General features: G+C 43.4%; 13 protein-coding genes. 7 read left to right on the top strand and 6 right to left on the bottom strand.

Annotated features, from left to right (window positions below; all coding sequences use genetic code 11):
• Positions 1–569 precede the first annotated feature (569 nt).
• Complete coding sequence (locus ABLA85_RS16835; RefSeq protein ID WP_367965509.1) at positions 570–872, top strand: helix-turn-helix domain-containing protein; 303 nt, start codon at positions 570–572, stop codon at positions 870–872.
• Between the two features lie 99 nt (positions 873–971).
• On the opposite strand, the gene ABLA85_RS16830 is transcribed toward ABLA85_RS16835, so the two are convergent.
• From ABLA85_RS16830 to ftsY, 5 genes are all read right to left on the bottom strand, one after another.
• Positions 972–2,129 (bottom strand): glycerate kinase, encoded by a 1,158-nt coding sequence (locus ABLA85_RS16830; protein ID WP_367965508.1) that lies wholly within the window; start codon positions 2,127–2,129, stop codon positions 972–974.
• 304 nt (positions 2,130–2,433) lie between these two features.
• The gene (gene rpoH, locus ABLA85_RS16825; RefSeq protein ID WP_367965507.1) at positions 2,434–3,288 is read right to left on the bottom strand and encodes an RNA polymerase sigma factor RpoH; all 855 of its coding nucleotides are present in this window, start codon (positions 3,286–3,288) and stop codon (positions 2,434–2,436) included.
• A gap of 213 nt (positions 3,289–3,501) precedes the next feature.
• Complete coding sequence (gene ftsX, locus ABLA85_RS16820) at positions 3,502–4,482, bottom strand: permease-like cell division protein FtsX (RefSeq protein ID WP_367965506.1); 981 nt, start codon at positions 4,480–4,482, stop codon at positions 3,502–3,504.
• Entirely contained in the window at positions 4,475–5,140 is a 666-nt protein-coding gene (ftsE, locus tag ABLA85_RS16815) for a cell division ATP-binding protein FtsE (RefSeq protein ID WP_367965505.1), read from the bottom strand. Before ftsE ends, ftsX begins: the two co-directional genes overlap by 8 nt.
• Positions 5,141–5,146: 6 nt before the next feature.
• Positions 5,147–6,565 (bottom strand): signal recognition particle-docking protein FtsY, encoded by a 1,419-nt coding sequence (ftsY, locus tag ABLA85_RS16810; RefSeq protein ID WP_367965504.1) that lies wholly within the window; start codon positions 6,563–6,565, stop codon positions 5,147–5,149.
• 340 nt (positions 6,566–6,905) lie between these two features.
• On the opposite strand from ftsY, the gene rsmD reads away from it, so the two are divergent.
• The 4 genes from rsmD to ABLA85_RS16790 all read left to right on the top strand — a co-directional run bounded on the left by rsmD (position 6,906) and on the right by ABLA85_RS16790 (position 11,071).
• Positions 6,906–7,481, top strand: coding sequence for a 16S rRNA (guanine(966)-N(2))-methyltransferase (gene rsmD, locus ABLA85_RS16805; protein ID WP_367965503.1), 576 nt, complete (start codon positions 6,906–6,908; stop codon positions 7,479–7,481).
• 46 nt (positions 7,482–7,527) lie between these two features.
• Positions 7,528–7,797: a DUF1145 family protein gene (locus ABLA85_RS16800; protein ID WP_047679210.1), complete on the top strand. Its 270-nt coding sequence runs from the start codon at positions 7,528–7,530 to the stop codon at positions 7,795–7,797.
• A gap of 135 nt (positions 7,798–7,932) precedes the next feature.
• Positions 7,933–8,559: a lysoplasmalogenase gene (locus tag ABLA85_RS16795; RefSeq protein WP_367965502.1), complete on the top strand. Its 627-nt coding sequence runs from the start codon at positions 7,933–7,935 to the stop codon at positions 8,557–8,559.
• Positions 8,560–8,731: 172 nt separating this feature from the next.
• Positions 8,732–11,071, top strand: coding sequence for a zinc/cadmium/mercury/lead-transporting ATPase (locus ABLA85_RS16790; protein WP_367965501.1), 2,340 nt, complete (start codon positions 8,732–8,734; stop codon positions 11,069–11,071).
• 213 nt (positions 11,072–11,284) lie between these two features.
• Here ABLA85_RS16790 and tusA read toward each other — a convergent pair whose 3' ends face one another.
• Positions 11,285–11,539, bottom strand: a complete 255-nt coding sequence (tusA, locus tag ABLA85_RS16785; protein WP_367965500.1) for a sulfurtransferase TusA — start codon at positions 11,537–11,539, stop codon at positions 11,285–11,287.
• 168 nt (positions 11,540–11,707) lie between these two features.
• Between tusA and ABLA85_RS16780 the strand changes: the two genes are divergently transcribed.
• Together ABLA85_RS16780 and ABLA85_RS16775 are read left to right on the top strand one after the other, a co-directional pair.
• Positions 11,708–12,391, top strand: a complete 684-nt coding sequence (locus ABLA85_RS16780) for a 7-cyano-7-deazaguanine/7-aminomethyl-7-deazaguanine transporter (RefSeq protein WP_367965499.1) — start codon at positions 11,708–11,710, stop codon at positions 12,389–12,391.
• A gap of 222 nt (positions 12,392–12,613) precedes the next feature.
• Positions 12,614–13,714: a glycerol dehydrogenase gene (locus tag ABLA85_RS16775; RefSeq protein ID WP_367965498.1), complete on the top strand. Its 1,101-nt coding sequence runs from the start codon at positions 12,614–12,616 to the stop codon at positions 13,712–13,714.
• The last annotated feature ends 399 nt before the right edge of the window (positions 13,715–14,113 follow it).

Genomic DNA, 14,113 nt, shown 5'->3' with positions numbered 1-14,113 from the left:
ACAGTTTGGTATATTTTGTTTAGTTTCTAACCTCATAAAAGATCTTAATAACATAGATAAATGAAAAATAATGGCGATTTTCTGTAAAAAAATAATGTATTGATAATTTTATTGACTTAATTAAAAAAATTACTTTTTATTCAATATATTAAATAAAAATAAATAACAAATTTAACGTTTAAAGACCTATTCATTATTCCTCATATGAAGAGAACAGCCTGCTGTTTTACTCACTTGCGGGAGGGAAAGTAGTTGCAAGATGCAAGGTAACAACAAAATAGAGAATGTGGTTTGCGTCATGGAAGAGTACACCTTGCCTCAGTAAAGGTTCTGTTTTTTACAAGACGTTAATAAGAAAGGTTATTTCATTAAAAAAAACAAGGCTCATGTCGGAAAACAAAACGGCGGATCAGGTGTAACAATAGGGCATACCGTGAATGGTATTAAACCCGTCAAGGTATGCCCTATGTTACGCACAGTGGCGAAGTAAATTTAAGCCATTTTGAAGCTCTAGGGCAATTATCCTTGATAACGCCATAACTTACTGATTTGAAAATAAAGGATAAGATATGGAAGATGCAAACCTATTAATCGGACAACGTATTCAAACTAAAAGGAAAGAGTTGGGTATCACAGCAACGGCATTAGCGAAACAAATTGGCATTAGTCAACAACAACTTTCACGTTATGAAAGGGGAACCAATCGAATTAATGTCACTCATTTGGTTGCCATTAGTAAGGAGTTGGAGACCCGTATTTCATGGTTCTTTGAAGACTGCTTTGAAGAGGAAAATAAGGAAGATTCTGTTAATAAACTCGATACTCAATACATTCCCATGGCTGAAACAATTATAGGGAAAAATGGTTGTTAAATGGGCCAAAATAATCCCCTGTCAGAAGCCTGCCATTAAGCTTGAGCCAAACCCCAAAATATGGGGGCTTCTGACTCCTCTCAAGTAATCAACCATTCTTCAATGGCCATCTGCTTTCTTTTCTATACCAACCATATTCCAAACCGTCGCAATGTTACGTGCCAATACCCGTAGATTATCAACACTATTAGTCAGAGCATCAGCAAGAGTGCAAACTTCGGGGATAATAGAAAATACAGCATCCAAACCGTGTTGGTGGACTATATGGTAGTCTTTACTCATTCCTCCCACTAAAGCGATAGCAGGAATACCGAACTTCTTGGCGATACGTGCAACGCCTATAGGCGTTTTGCCATATATGGTCTGGCTATCCATACGGCCTTCACCAGTAATCACCAAGTCTGCACCCTGAATCATCTTTTCCAACTTCAGAGTCTCGATCACAATCTCAACACCTGATTGTAATTTTGCACCCAGGCAACCCAGTAAAGAAGCGCCCATACCTCCCGCAGCGCCTGCCCCTTCAGCATCGATCACATTTCTGCCTGTCGCCGCTTCAATTTTCATTCCGTAATGGAATAAGGCTGAATCCAGTATCTTAACCATTTCTGCTGTCGCTCCTTTTTGTGAACCAAACACCACAGATGCTCCAGATTCACCGCATAATGGATTATTGACATCACAAGCTACAGTAATTTTCAGTTGCTTGAGTCGGGGATCAAGACCCGAAAGATCAATACTTTCCAACCGTGTTAATGCTGCTCCACCAAATGGCAGAATGCGGTTATCCCCATCCCATAAATTCGCCCCAAGTGCTTGCATCATTCCTGCACCACCATCATTGGTGGCACTGCCACCGATACCTAAAATTAGATTTTGTGCTCCGTGCGCCAACGCAGCCAGGATCAACTCTCCAGTACCATATGTTGTCGTTATCAAAGGATTACGTTGTTCCAACGGCACTAAGTGCAAACCTGAAGCGGCTGCCATTTCTATAACTGCGGTTTTTCCATCGCCCAACAGCCCCCAAAAAGCCTCAATAGTTCTCCCCAAAGGATCAGTAACTGCACATGTGATACGCTTCCCTCCTGTTGCAGCCACCAGCGACTCTACTGTACCTTCCCCACCATCGGCCATCGGTAGCTTGATATAATCAGCCTGCGGAAGAATTTCCCGAAATCCCTGTTCTATCGCTTCTGCTACTTGTAAGGCACTTAGGCTTTCTTTAAATGAATCTGGTGCAATCACAATTTTCATAACAATTTCCTCTCTCCCCTATGTATCCGGCCGACAAAAATTTAGCCAGTAAAACCAAATACACCAAAGAATAAGGTTGAGACAAAAACAATGGTGAGACCCATCAGCGTTTCATAAGGCAATAATTTCAAACGATCATGTTCCTGCATACATGCACTCACCTAATTAGAGGAAGAAAAGTGTCAACTTTATTTAGGACGGGTTAGTGTATAAAAAAAGCGATAAATAAATTATCGCCTTTTAATCTACTATCGTATGTATTCAGCATGAAAAAATCTTCATGCTCAGCCAATTGTCAATTACATTAAGCTTCAATCGCCATTCGTAATTTTTTCATGGCATTCTTTTCTAATTGACGTACCCGTTCAGCGGATACACCGTATTTATCAGCCAGTTCTTGCAAAGTAGATTTATTGTCATCATCCAACCAACGAGAGCGGATAATGTCCTGACTACGCTCATCCAGCTTTTCCATTGCTACAGAAAGTTTATCCGCAGCATGGAGTTCCCAATTATCTTCTTCAATGCCATCCGCAAAATCAGAAGCCTTATCCTGTAAAAACAGCACTGGAGCGGGTTGGCTGTCATGGCTGTCATCATCCGATGACATGTCAAATGCCATATCCTGCGCTGACATACGAGATTCCATCTCCAGAACGTCCTTACTGGTCACTCCTAATTCTTTGGCAACTAACTCAACTTCATCCTGATTGAACCAGCCCAAACGTTGTTTAGCCTTACGCAAATTGAAGAATAACTTACGCTGCGCTTTTGTTGTTGCGACTTTCACAATACGCCAATTACGCAATACATATTCATGGATTTCTGCCTTAATCCAATGAACAGCAAAAGACACCAGACGCACGCCCACTTCTGGATTAAATCGACGAACCGCTTTCATCAGGCCGATATTACCTTCCTGAATTAAATCCGCTTGCGGTAAACCATAACCAGCATAACTGCGAGCGACATGAACAACGAAGCGCAAATGAGACAGAATCAGCTGTTTTGCTGCATCCAGATCTCCCTGGTAATGCAGCCTTTCCGCCAGTTCCTTCTCTTCCTCTGCGGAGAGCATGGGATAAGCGTTGGAAGCACGAATGTATCCTTCCAAACTACCTTGTGGAACTAGTGCTAAGGTTTGCATTTCTTTTGTCATTCAAATTCTCTCAAACTAAGAACCAAATTGATGTTTTTTTGAACTCACACGAAGCAATCAATAAGATTTATTCAAGCCAAAGATGTGTCTATTCTACCATTGTGGAAATCATATTCAAATTGTCTACATTGTATGAAAACGCACACAAATCAGTAACAGTTTTTTCGACCTTAATTAAGCCCAAAAGTTCATCTAATGTCCAACAAAATAGCCCTATTCTGGCCTGAAACGACGTAAGTGCTGGATAGTCGCAAACCATGCAGCAATCCAACCAACCATACCTGAAATCAGTATCAACAATAGTGATTCATCCCAACTCAGTCCATGCAGCCTGAAGGTTGTACCAAAAACACTGGCCACTTCTGTGACAATGCTGGATAGTTTCCAAACCAGCAAATATGAAAGAAGTAATGAAAAAATTGCCCCCAGAATTCCCAACAATGCCCCACCATTGAGGAACGGACGCAAAATAAACCCATCTGTTGCCCCAATCAGTTTCATCACGTTAATGGTTTCACGGCGGCTAAAGATGCTTAAACGAACGCTGTTACCAATGACCAATAACAAGGCAACTACCATCAGAATACCTATCACCGCAGCAATCCGGCCAATGAGGTTAGCCAGAGCGGTGAGGCGGTCAAACCAACTATCATCCATTCTGACTTCTTCAATACCTTTCAACTGTGCCACACGATCACGCAGTGTTGTTAATGCTTGTGAGTTTTGAAAGTCCAGTTTAGGGGAAACAATCGCTACCGCAGGCAGCGGATTTTCCTCCAGCATATCTAATGCGCCAGCAAATCCAGACCAGGCACGAAATTCATTCACAGCTTCTTCACGGGATAAATAATTTACCGATTTCACACCGTCCATGGCTTTCAGCTCGCCAATCAACTGATTAGAGTTGACATCATTCAGCGATTTATCAAGATAAACCGTAAGCTGTGGCACGGGATACCATTGTTCTACAGCCTGATTAACATTTTTCCAGACAATGTAAAACACACTTGGCAGTGTGAGGGAGATAGCAATAACCATGATGGTCAACAACGTTGCCAGTGGCTGGCGTAACATATCCGACAGGGTGCTTTTCCACGCATAACGTGATTGTACACGCCACCCCCCTTTTAATGACTTGGAACGGGATTTGGAAATCGTTGTTCTTTTTGCAGAATGACGGACATGCTTAACCATAATGTCCTCCTTGCATACGTCCCTGATTTAGCGTCAGGATACGGTAATTTCTTCGCTCAATAAGAGCTGTATCATGCGTTGCCATAAGAACCGTCACACCGACCCGGTTAAATTCTTCAAACAAGCGCATAATGCCCTCAGATAGTTCACCATCCAGATTTCCCGTCGGTTCATCCGCCAGCAAGACAGTCGGTTTATTGACAACAGCGCGGGCAATGCCAACGCGCTGTTGTTCTCCTCCAGAGAGTTGAATGGGAAAGTTTTTCGCTTTGTCCAACAAGCCAACCTTATCCAGCGCCGCCGATACCCGCCGACGAATATCTTCAGCACTGGCCCCAGAGATAATCAGTGGCATTGCAATATTTTCGTATACGGTGCGATCCAATAACAGATGGTGATCCTGAAAAATCATACCGATCTGACGACGCAGGAATGGGATCTCACGGGATTTCAGTCGGCTGATATCATGCCCCCCAAACCAGAGATAGCCTGCACTCGGGCGCTCGATACCACAGATAAGTTTCAAAAGCGTACTCTTACCCGCTCCTGAATGACCGGTTAAAAATGCCATTTCCCCTGGAAGCAGATGAAAATTCACCCCTTGCAGCGCCTGCCGTCCTCCCAGATAGGCTTTACTGACCTGTTCAAAGCGAATCATTGATAACTAATCCTCCCGGCTAAAAAGAGCCTCTATAAAATCGTCAGCCTTAAATGGACGGAGATCTTCAATGCCTTCCCCAACACCGATATAACGGATCGGAATTTCAAATTGGTCAGCAATAGCGAAAATAACACCACCTTTCGCTGTACCATCCAATTTGGTTAGTGAAATACCGGTCAATCCAACCGCCTCATGGAATAGTTTAGCTTGGCTGACTGCATTTTGGCCTGTGCTGGCATCCAAAGTCAGCATAATTTCATGTGGCGCTTCTTCGTCCAGCTTTTTCATTACCCGCACGATTTTTTTCAGTTCTTCCATCAGGTGAGATTTGTTCTGTAGGCGTCCTGCGGTATCTGCAATCAGAACATCAACACCTTTGGCCTTAGCTGATTGAATAGCATCAAAAATAACAGATGCTGGATCCGCACCAGTATGTTGCGCAACCACCGGGATCTTGTTGCGTTCCCCCCAAACCTGCAATTGTTCTACCGCCGCAGCACGGAAAGTATCTCCCGCAGCCAGCATGACGGATTTCCCCTGAGATTGATATTGGCGCGCCAATTTACCAATTGTCGTCGTTTTACCAACGCCATTCACGCCAACCATCAGAATGACATAAGGCGATTTGCTTTCAATTTCCAGCGGCTTATCAACTTTTGCCAGAATACCGGACATTTCTTCTTTCAGTTTTGTGTATAACGCTTCCGCATCTTTCAATTCTTTACGGCTGGCATGAGCGGTTAAGCTGTTGATAATTTTACGAGTCGTTTCAACACCAACATCCGCAATCAATAGCTGTTCTTCCAGTTCTTCAAACAGATCATCATCAATTTTTTTGCCACGGAATAATCCGAAAAACCCGGCTCCCAAATTCTGGCGAGTTTTTACCAGACTCCGTTTCAGACGGGCAAAGAAGCCTTCTTTGGTTGGGCGTTCCTGCTCTTTAGGTAATGAGGCCGCTTCTTCAACTTGACGGGCCGTTTCTTCTGCCAAACGTTGCTGTTCTGCTTCTTCCGCTATCTGACGGGCCGCTTCTTCTGCCAGACGCTGCTGTTCCGCCTCTTCCGCTGCCTGACGGGCCGCTTCTTCTGCCAAACGTTGCTGTTCCGCCTCTTCCGCTGCCTGACGGGCCGTTTCTTCTGCCAGACGCTGTTGCTCTGCTTCTTCCTCTGCCTGACGGGCCGCTTCTTCTGCCAGACGCTGTTGCTCTGCTTCTTCCGCTGCCTGACGGGCCGCTTCTTCTGCCAGATGCCGTTGCTCTGCTTCTTCCGCTGCCTGACGGGTCGCTTCTTCTGCCAGATGCCGTTGTTCTTCCTCTTCCGCTACTCGCTTTTCTTTTTCAATTTGTTCTTCTTGTTGTTTCTTTTCCTGACGACCAAGTCCGAACCAAGAGAAGAAACCTTTTTTTTTCTCTTTTGCCATCGGCCACTACACTCCTCGCGGTTAATTATGGCGTTGTAACAACCTATCCCATTAAGCTGATTGCTTTACCTTTTGTCAGATCAAGAACTCATATAGGGATAAGCCAAGAACCCACCCAATAGACGCTTTATATTTTAACAATTACGCCTACTGAGATAGGTCCTAATGGTGATAAAATCCAGTCTAACATTTTCATCAGACCACAACACATATTCTGTTGAGGATTTCGTGGTAAATTAATCAATGGGTTTCTTGATTTTTGCTTTTTGTATCTGCCGCCTATACCCAATAGACGGGAAGTTACATCACGGCGATGACAAATATTTAAGTTATGTAAATTATGACTAAAAAATCACAGCGCACACCTTTGGGACAAATCCGCATTATTGGCGGGAAATGGCGCGGAAGAAAATTACCGGTTCCAGATAGTGAGGGGTTACGCCCGACAACAGATCGTGTCCGCGAGACACTGTTTAACTGGTTAATGCCGGTCATTCAAGGCGCTCGCTGTCTGGACTGTTTTTCCGGTAGTGGCGCCCTTGGATTTGAAGCTTTATCGCGCTATGCAAATAATGCTACTTTGATTGAGTACGATCGCAACGTAGCAAAACAACTATCAAACAATTTAGCTTTATTGAAAGCAGAAAACGGCAATGTTGTGCAAGGCAATACGCTGCAATATCTCAATCAATCTGGCACGCCTTTTGATGTAGTATTCCTTGATCCTCCCTTCCGCAAAGGAATGCTGACGGAAACCATCAAGTTACTGGAAACTAACGGCTGGCTGGCTGAGGTGAGTTGGGTTTATGTCGAAGCTGAAGCTGAATCTGCCGCAACAGAAGTTCCTACAAACTGGCACTTACACCGGGAAAAAATTGCCGGGCAGGTTGCATACCGATTATATATCCGCCGTTAGTAAGTTTCGGCTTGACCTACTTATTAAATCGATTCTGGAGTCAATAATGTTTATTCAATTAGGAAGAGCAATTATGGTTTGTGTTTGGGGTATCATGATCCTCAATCTGATTCACCCTTTCCCTAAGCCATTGAAATACTTTATGGATATCGCTATGGTTTTTACGGTGGTCATGCATGCTTTCCAACTGCTATTGTTAAAACATTCCCAGCCTAAAGACCAAAAACTTTCCGGCCTATTACAAACTAAGATCTTCTTTTTTGGCGTATTTGAATTATTGGCCTGGCAGAAAAAAATGCGTCTGAAGAAAAAATAACAAATTATATTTTATGCCCTGTAGATTTCAGGTTGTATCGTTAATATCGAATTAAAATTGGTACTCTCTCTTCACCCTATCATAAACAGCAATGCCTGATAAAACAGGCATTGAACATTTAAGGAAAGGAAAAATATGAGTTGGCCATTTCTTGCGGTGTTTTTCTCTGGATGGTTATACATTGATGCGGCCTATCGGGGCGTCAGATGGCAACAATGGGCGTTTTACCCAGTTACGATGTTACTTCTACTATTATGGGCATTTCAGGCTCCAAATCTCGAAGTAACAGGCTATTTCATTATTGCCGGTCTTATCGTTTCTTTGCTTTCTGACTCACTCCGAATGCTCCCCAGTAAGTATTTACTATTCTCATTTGTCTCGCTGTTCCTGAGTTATTTGCTTTATACAATCAGCTTTGCCTTACATATGGAGTTCAGTTTCTTCTTCCCATTGCCATTGATTTTGCTGGTTGTCGGTATCGTAGTCATGCTTATTGTCTGGAAACGTCTCGATACCTTACGTTGGCGGGTGTTGGATACCTGGATAATGGTGCTCATTATGGTTTGGGTTGCAGGAGAACAATATTTTGCACTCGGCAACGCAAGCCGTTTCTCCGCCGTGACCGGAGCCATTTTACTTCTCATTGCACATAGTATTAGTATCATTGACCAATATCGCTTCCCTTTTAAATTATCAAAAGCAATCGTGGCAACCTGTCGTTTTATTGGGCATTTTTTGATTATTCGTTCATTAATTGTTTAATTCTGTACTGAGATATTATTTATTTCGCTCACCTTTGGTGAGCGAAATGCTCTCAATGTCAGATAGCACAATTCATCAAAAAAATTTCTCTTTTTGAGTTTGACTCTGGAGTCAACTCCAAAGTGTAGAGTTAATGGTAATCAACCAGAATCAACATCATTGAGAGGCCATTATGTTCTCTATTTTTAAAAAAAATAAACAATTACAAAGTGGCTCTATCTCCAGCCCAAAGAGAGTCCTTCAAGGTTCTGCCAGCATTAAGAATGTAAGAAAACGTTCACATTTTAATAATAAAAAGCATAATCGACCTGATGAGTATGAAAAAAATCATTCTCACGACAAAAAACATGCACATCATAGTGGTTCTTGCTCATTCGATCACGCTCATGTCATACAAGATACAACACCTCCTGAGCTCACTGCCCGCCAGCGCTTCAACTGGGTTATTCATGGCATGGACTGCCCAAGCTGCGCAGGAAAAATTGAAAATGCCGTGAAAAAAATTCCTGAAGCCAAACAGGTCAAGGTGCTGTTCACAACAGAAAAGCTGATCGTAGATGCTGATTCCGATATTCGTGCTGCTGTTGTCCAAGCGATCAAACAAGCTGGTTTCGAAATCAAAGAAACTGACTCAATGTCTAAGCTCCCACCCGCGACGAACCTTTGGAAAACATTCTCCCCGATCCTCACTCTTGCTGCATTAATGATTATCAGCGCGGGCATTGCGAAAATCAGTGCACCCGCAGGGCATATCGCTTTCATTATAACGGTGTTAATTGGGTTATACCCCATTGCAACTAAAGCCATCAAATTGTTTCGAGCCGGAACCCCCTTTGCGATTGAATCACTAATGAGCGTGGCAGCTATTGGTGCGCTGTTCATCAATGCGACTTCAGAAGCTGCAATGGTAATCTTGCTGTTCAAACTAGGAGAAATTCTAGAATCCTATGCCGCAGGTCGTGCCCGCCGTGGTGTCAGTGCTTTAATGGAATTAGTGCCTGAGCAGGCATTACTCGTAACAAATGGCGGAAAGAGAACCGTTCCTGCCGCCGAGTTACGCCCAGGCGATATCATCGAAATTGCTCCTGGTGCCCGTTTACCCACTGATGCTGAACTCCTTAACTCGTTCGCCAGTTTCGATGAGAGTGCTCTGACAGGTGAATCTATTCCTGTTGAACGCAAGCAAGGAGAAAAAGTCGCAGCAGGGTCTCTTTCTGTTGATAGCGCAGTGCAAATGAAAGTCATGTCTGAACCCGGACATAATGCCATTGACCGTATTCTGCAATTGATCGAGGAAGCAGAAGAACGCCGGGCACCGATTGAACGTTTCATTGATAAATTCAGCCGTATTTATATGCCGTTGATTATTTTGCTCGCTGCGCTGGTCATGATAATACCGCCTCTATTTTTTGCTGAGCCATGGGATACCTGGATTTATCGCGGTCTGACGCTGTTGTTGATTGGTTGTCCCTGTGCACTGGTTATCTCAACCCCTGCAGCCATTACTTCTGCACTCGCAGCCGCAACCCGACGTGGAGCGCTCATCAAAGGCGGTGCTGCATTAGAGCAACTCGGTAGAGTCACTACTATTGCACTGGATAAGACAGGCACGCTGACTGAAGGGAAACCCCAGGTCACAGATATTGAACCCGTAGAAAATATGAGTGTGGAAACATTACTGTCCATGGCAGGTGCTGTAGAAAGTGGTTCCCATCACCCATTAGCCAAAGCCATTCTTAACGAGGCAGAAAGTAAAGGCATCACTATTATCGAAGCAGAAAATCGTAAGGCACTGGCGGGTATCGGGGTTGCAGGACAATTATCAGGGCAAAAAATATTAGTCTCAGCACCAGAACGACTCCCTGAAAATACATTATCCCAAAAATGGAAACAGCGAGTGATTGAGCTGGAAGATAGCGGAAAAACAACGGTTGCCGTGGTAAAAGATGAGCAATTTATTGGCCTAATTGCTATGCAGGATACTTTACGTCAGGATGCTATTGAAGCTATTCAGTCTTTGAAGCAACAAGGAGTCAATGCTGTGATGTTGACCGGTGATAACCCTCGTGCGGCGGCGGCGATTGCAGGTCAATTAGGTATTGATTATCGTGCAGGACTACTGCCAGAAGACAAAGTCAGAGCGGTAATGCGACTCAATGAAAAGCACAACACAATGATGGTCGGTGATGGCATCAATGACGCTCCTGCTATGAAAGCATCCAGTATTGGGGTAGCGATGGGCAGTGGTACTGACGTTGCTCTGGAAACAGCCGATGCTGCACTGACACACAATCGGTTAACAGGTTTGACAGAAATTATCACTCTGTCGCGGGCAACACACTACAATATCCGCCAAAATATCACTATCGCATTAGGTTTGAAGGCGATATTTCTGGTCACCAGCCTATTAGGGATCACGGGGTTATGGATGGCCGTATTAGCGGATTCAGGTGCTACAGCATTGGTGACAGCAAATGCTATTCGGTTGCTACGAATTAAATCCCAGAGATGAATTAAATCCCATAACATATAAATCCATTTAAGTCCCATAAATGGTGAAGAAAACAAACTGAAAAGGTGCGAAGGAAGCACCTTTTCAAAATAACATGACAGTTACTCAAGATTGCTATTAAGACAAAAGGAAATATGGCACTTAGTGAGGTGATAAACATTCCCAAGTCCCACACTAATAAGCTTAGCACGGGTTTATTTTTCTACCAGTTCATCATGCAATATTTTCATTTTTTTTGATTAGATATCTATATGGCGTTTCCGCCGTCTCTTGAGCAATCAGCGTATGTTCCATAAAACGGCAGAAACCAGGAATATCGCGAGTAGTCGCCGGATCATCAGCAATGATTAATAACGTCTGCCCTGCATCCATATAACGGACAGTCTTACGTACCATCATTACCGGCTCCGGGCAACGCAACCCCTGTGTATCAAGTGTTTTATCAGGGTTAGCAAAAAAATCGGCCATAACAATCTCTGTGAATTCATTATCTATAGCGACGGATTATATTACATAATATCGCCAATCGCTGCATTTTGCTTTTGTTGTTCAGCCAGCGTATGATTTGTCCTCCCTGATTATTAAGGGAAAATTGGTTTCTGGGTTCCCTCACCCCATTCAGTAAAAAGGTACAATATGTTCCAATTAACGACGCAGCAGATAGCCACGCAGCAGAAAGCATCTGTGTTAATCTGGCTTTCTCTTTTTCATATTCTGATCATTACTTCCAGTAATTATCTGGTACAGTTGCCTGTCTCTATTTTCGGTTTTCATACCACTTGGGGAGCATTTACATTTCCCTTTATCTTTCTGGCAACAGATTTAACAGTGCGTATTTATGGTGCTCCATTGGCACGCCGAATTATTATGACTGTCATGCTTCCGGCCTTGTTGATCTCCTACCTTATCTCCGCACTGTTTTTTCAGGGGACATGGCAGGAATTTTCAGCTTTAGGAACGTTTAACCTGTTTGTTGCCCGCATCGCAGCAGCAAGTTTTATGGCTTATGTTCTTGGTCAGATATTGGATGTTGGGGTTTTCAACCGACTGCGGCAAAAACAACGGTGGTGGATAGCACCGGCTGCTGCCATGTTTTTCGGTAATATGCTTGATACACTGGCATTTTTCTTTATTGCGTTCTATCGCAGTACTGATGCGTTTATGGCAACACATTGGGTAGAGATTGCATTAGTAGATTACGCATTTAAGTTGTTTATTTGCATGCTCTTTTTCCTGCCCGCTTATGGTATCTTGCTGAATCTTATTCTTAAGTTCTTTTTCTCATATTCAGTAGATAAAACACTGGCTAAAACCAGTTAAAACAACATTGCGTCCTAAGTTAATCAGGGCGCAAATTTCCTTTCAGTTTTTCCTCATAGATCCCTCATTTTCTGCTATTACACATCACCTACCCGTATATTTTGTCGTATAGTGGTGGCGGACAGGCAAACAAATACTTTTATCCGAAGCCACTGATAACCTGCCACACACCAACGTTGTGACAGTCTATATCGGGTTTCCAGTGAAGAAGGAATATTTCTTATGCTGAAAGTGATCCAGTCTCCATCCAAATATATCCAAGGACCAGATGCGATATCCCACATCGGTCAATATACTAAAATTCTTGCTGACCATGTTTTCGTAATTGCTGATAATTTTGTGATGAATCTCATTGGAGATATCGTCAGCAAGAGCCTGAAAAAACACCAGGTAACCAGCCACTTTGAAGTTTTCAACGGTGAATGCAGTCGTAGTGAAATACAACGCCTGTCAGCCATTTTATCAAATAACCAATGTCAGGCAGTGATTGGAATTGGGGGTGGAAAAACGCTTGATACCGCCAAAGCAGTGGCACACGACGCGAAGTTGCCGACTATCCTTTCTCCGACGCTTGCCTCAACAGATGCCCCCACCAGTGCGCTTTCCGTTTTATACACAGAATTGGGAAAATTTGATGGTTATTTGCTCTACCCGAAAAACCCCGATATTGTGTTGGTAGACACCAATATTATTGCCAAATCCCCTGTCCGCCTATTTGTATCAGGTATGGGAGATGCTCTCTCGACTTATTTTGAAGCACGTGCCAGCAGTACAGCCCATAACCTGACCATGGCGGGTGGCGGAACTTCTCTGACTGGGCTGACTTTGGCAAAACTGTGCTACGACACTTTGCTGGCAGAGGGTTATAAAGCGAAACTGGCAGTAGAGGCCGGAGTTATGACACCCGCAGTTGAAAATATTATTGAAGCCAATACCTATCATAGTGGAATTGGTTTTGAGAGCGCAGGGCTTGCCGCTGCCCATGCCATTCACAATGGTTTTACCACACTGGAAGAGTGCCACCATCTTTATCATGGTGAAAAAGTGGCATTCGGCACGTTGACACAACTGATATTGGAAAATAGCCCAAGTGAGGAGTTAGAAACAGTACTCGACTTCTGTGTACAAATCGGCCTCCCGGTGACTCTGGAGCAACTTGGCCTACGGGAGAATGAGAATTTACATAAAAAAATAATGCAGGTTGCCATAACAAGTTGTGCCGAAGGGGAAACCATTCACAATATGCCATTTACCGTAACTCCAGAACAAGTTTACGCTGCAATTCTGGCAGCAGATCGCATGGGTAAAGATTGGTTGTATTGATGAGGCAGTACTATGCTATCAGTTTCAGAATGGCTATCAGTTTCAGAGTGGGGAAACCCGCTCTGATTTTATGTTGGTTGGCATAACCAAAATATATTCAAAATCTGCGAGAATTGTTTGATAAAGAACAAAAACGAACTTAAAACGCATATTTAAAAGAGTAAAAAATCAGTCACTACGTCTTATCGCGTTTTTTTAATCGCCAAGAGGGAGTAAAAGAGAAGAAAAAATGACGGGAAAATCATAACCACCCGCATAGCGGGTGGTTTGCTCTAGCCCTATAAGGGCATGTTACCGACTGCGCCTAAATGACGCCGCTTTCTCTTTGTTCAAGCTAAAGTGTCATTGTCTCTTTGGCTTACCCCTTGAAGGGGTCTCCATACTCTCGTGTACTTAATT

Source organism: Xenorhabdus sp. SGI246 (assembly GCF_040838225.1).
Classification (GTDB): Bacteria; Pseudomonadota; Gammaproteobacteria; order Enterobacterales; family Enterobacteriaceae; genus Xenorhabdus; species Xenorhabdus indica.
This window is presented reverse-complemented; position numbering and strand designations above follow the sequence as displayed.

Coding starts and splice junctions, on each gene's coding strand:
- ABLA85_RS16835 (WP_367965509.1), top strand. CDS start 570: ATGGAAGATGCAAACCTATTAATCGGACAACGTATTCAAACTAAAAGG.
- ABLA85_RS16830 (WP_367965508.1), bottom strand. CDS start 2,129: ATGAAAATTGTGATTGCACCAGATTCATTTAAAGAAAGCCTAAGTGCC.
- rpoH (WP_367965507.1), bottom strand. CDS start 3,288: ATGACAAAAGAAATGCAAACCTTAGCACTAGTTCCACAAGGTAGTTTG.
- ftsX (WP_367965506.1), bottom strand. CDS start 4,482: ATGGTTAAGCATGTCCGTCATTCTGCAAAAAGAACAACGATTTCCAAA.
- ftsE (WP_367965505.1), bottom strand. CDS start 5,140: ATGATTCGCTTTGAACAGGTCAGTAAAGCCTATCTGGGAGGACGGCAG.
- ftsY (WP_367965504.1), bottom strand. CDS start 6,565: ATGGCAAAAGAGAAAAAAAAAGGTTTCTTCTCTTGGTTCGGACTTGGT.
- rsmD (WP_367965503.1), top strand. CDS start 6,906: ATGACTAAAAAATCACAGCGCACACCTTTGGGACAAATCCGCATTATT.
- ABLA85_RS16800 (WP_047679210.1), top strand. CDS start 7,528: ATGTTTATTCAATTAGGAAGAGCAATTATGGTTTGTGTTTGGGGTATC.
- ABLA85_RS16795 (WP_367965502.1), top strand. CDS start 7,933: ATGAGTTGGCCATTTCTTGCGGTGTTTTTCTCTGGATGGTTATACATT.
- ABLA85_RS16790 (WP_367965501.1), top strand. CDS start 8,732: ATGTTCTCTATTTTTAAAAAAAATAAACAATTACAAAGTGGCTCTATC.
- tusA (WP_367965500.1), bottom strand. CDS start 11,539: ATGGCCGATTTTTTTGCTAACCCTGATAAAACACTTGATACACAGGGG.
- ABLA85_RS16780 (WP_367965499.1), top strand. CDS start 11,708: ATGTTCCAATTAACGACGCAGCAGATAGCCACGCAGCAGAAAGCATCT.
- ABLA85_RS16775 (WP_367965498.1), top strand. CDS start 12,614: ATGCTGAAAGTGATCCAGTCTCCATCCAAATATATCCAAGGACCAGAT.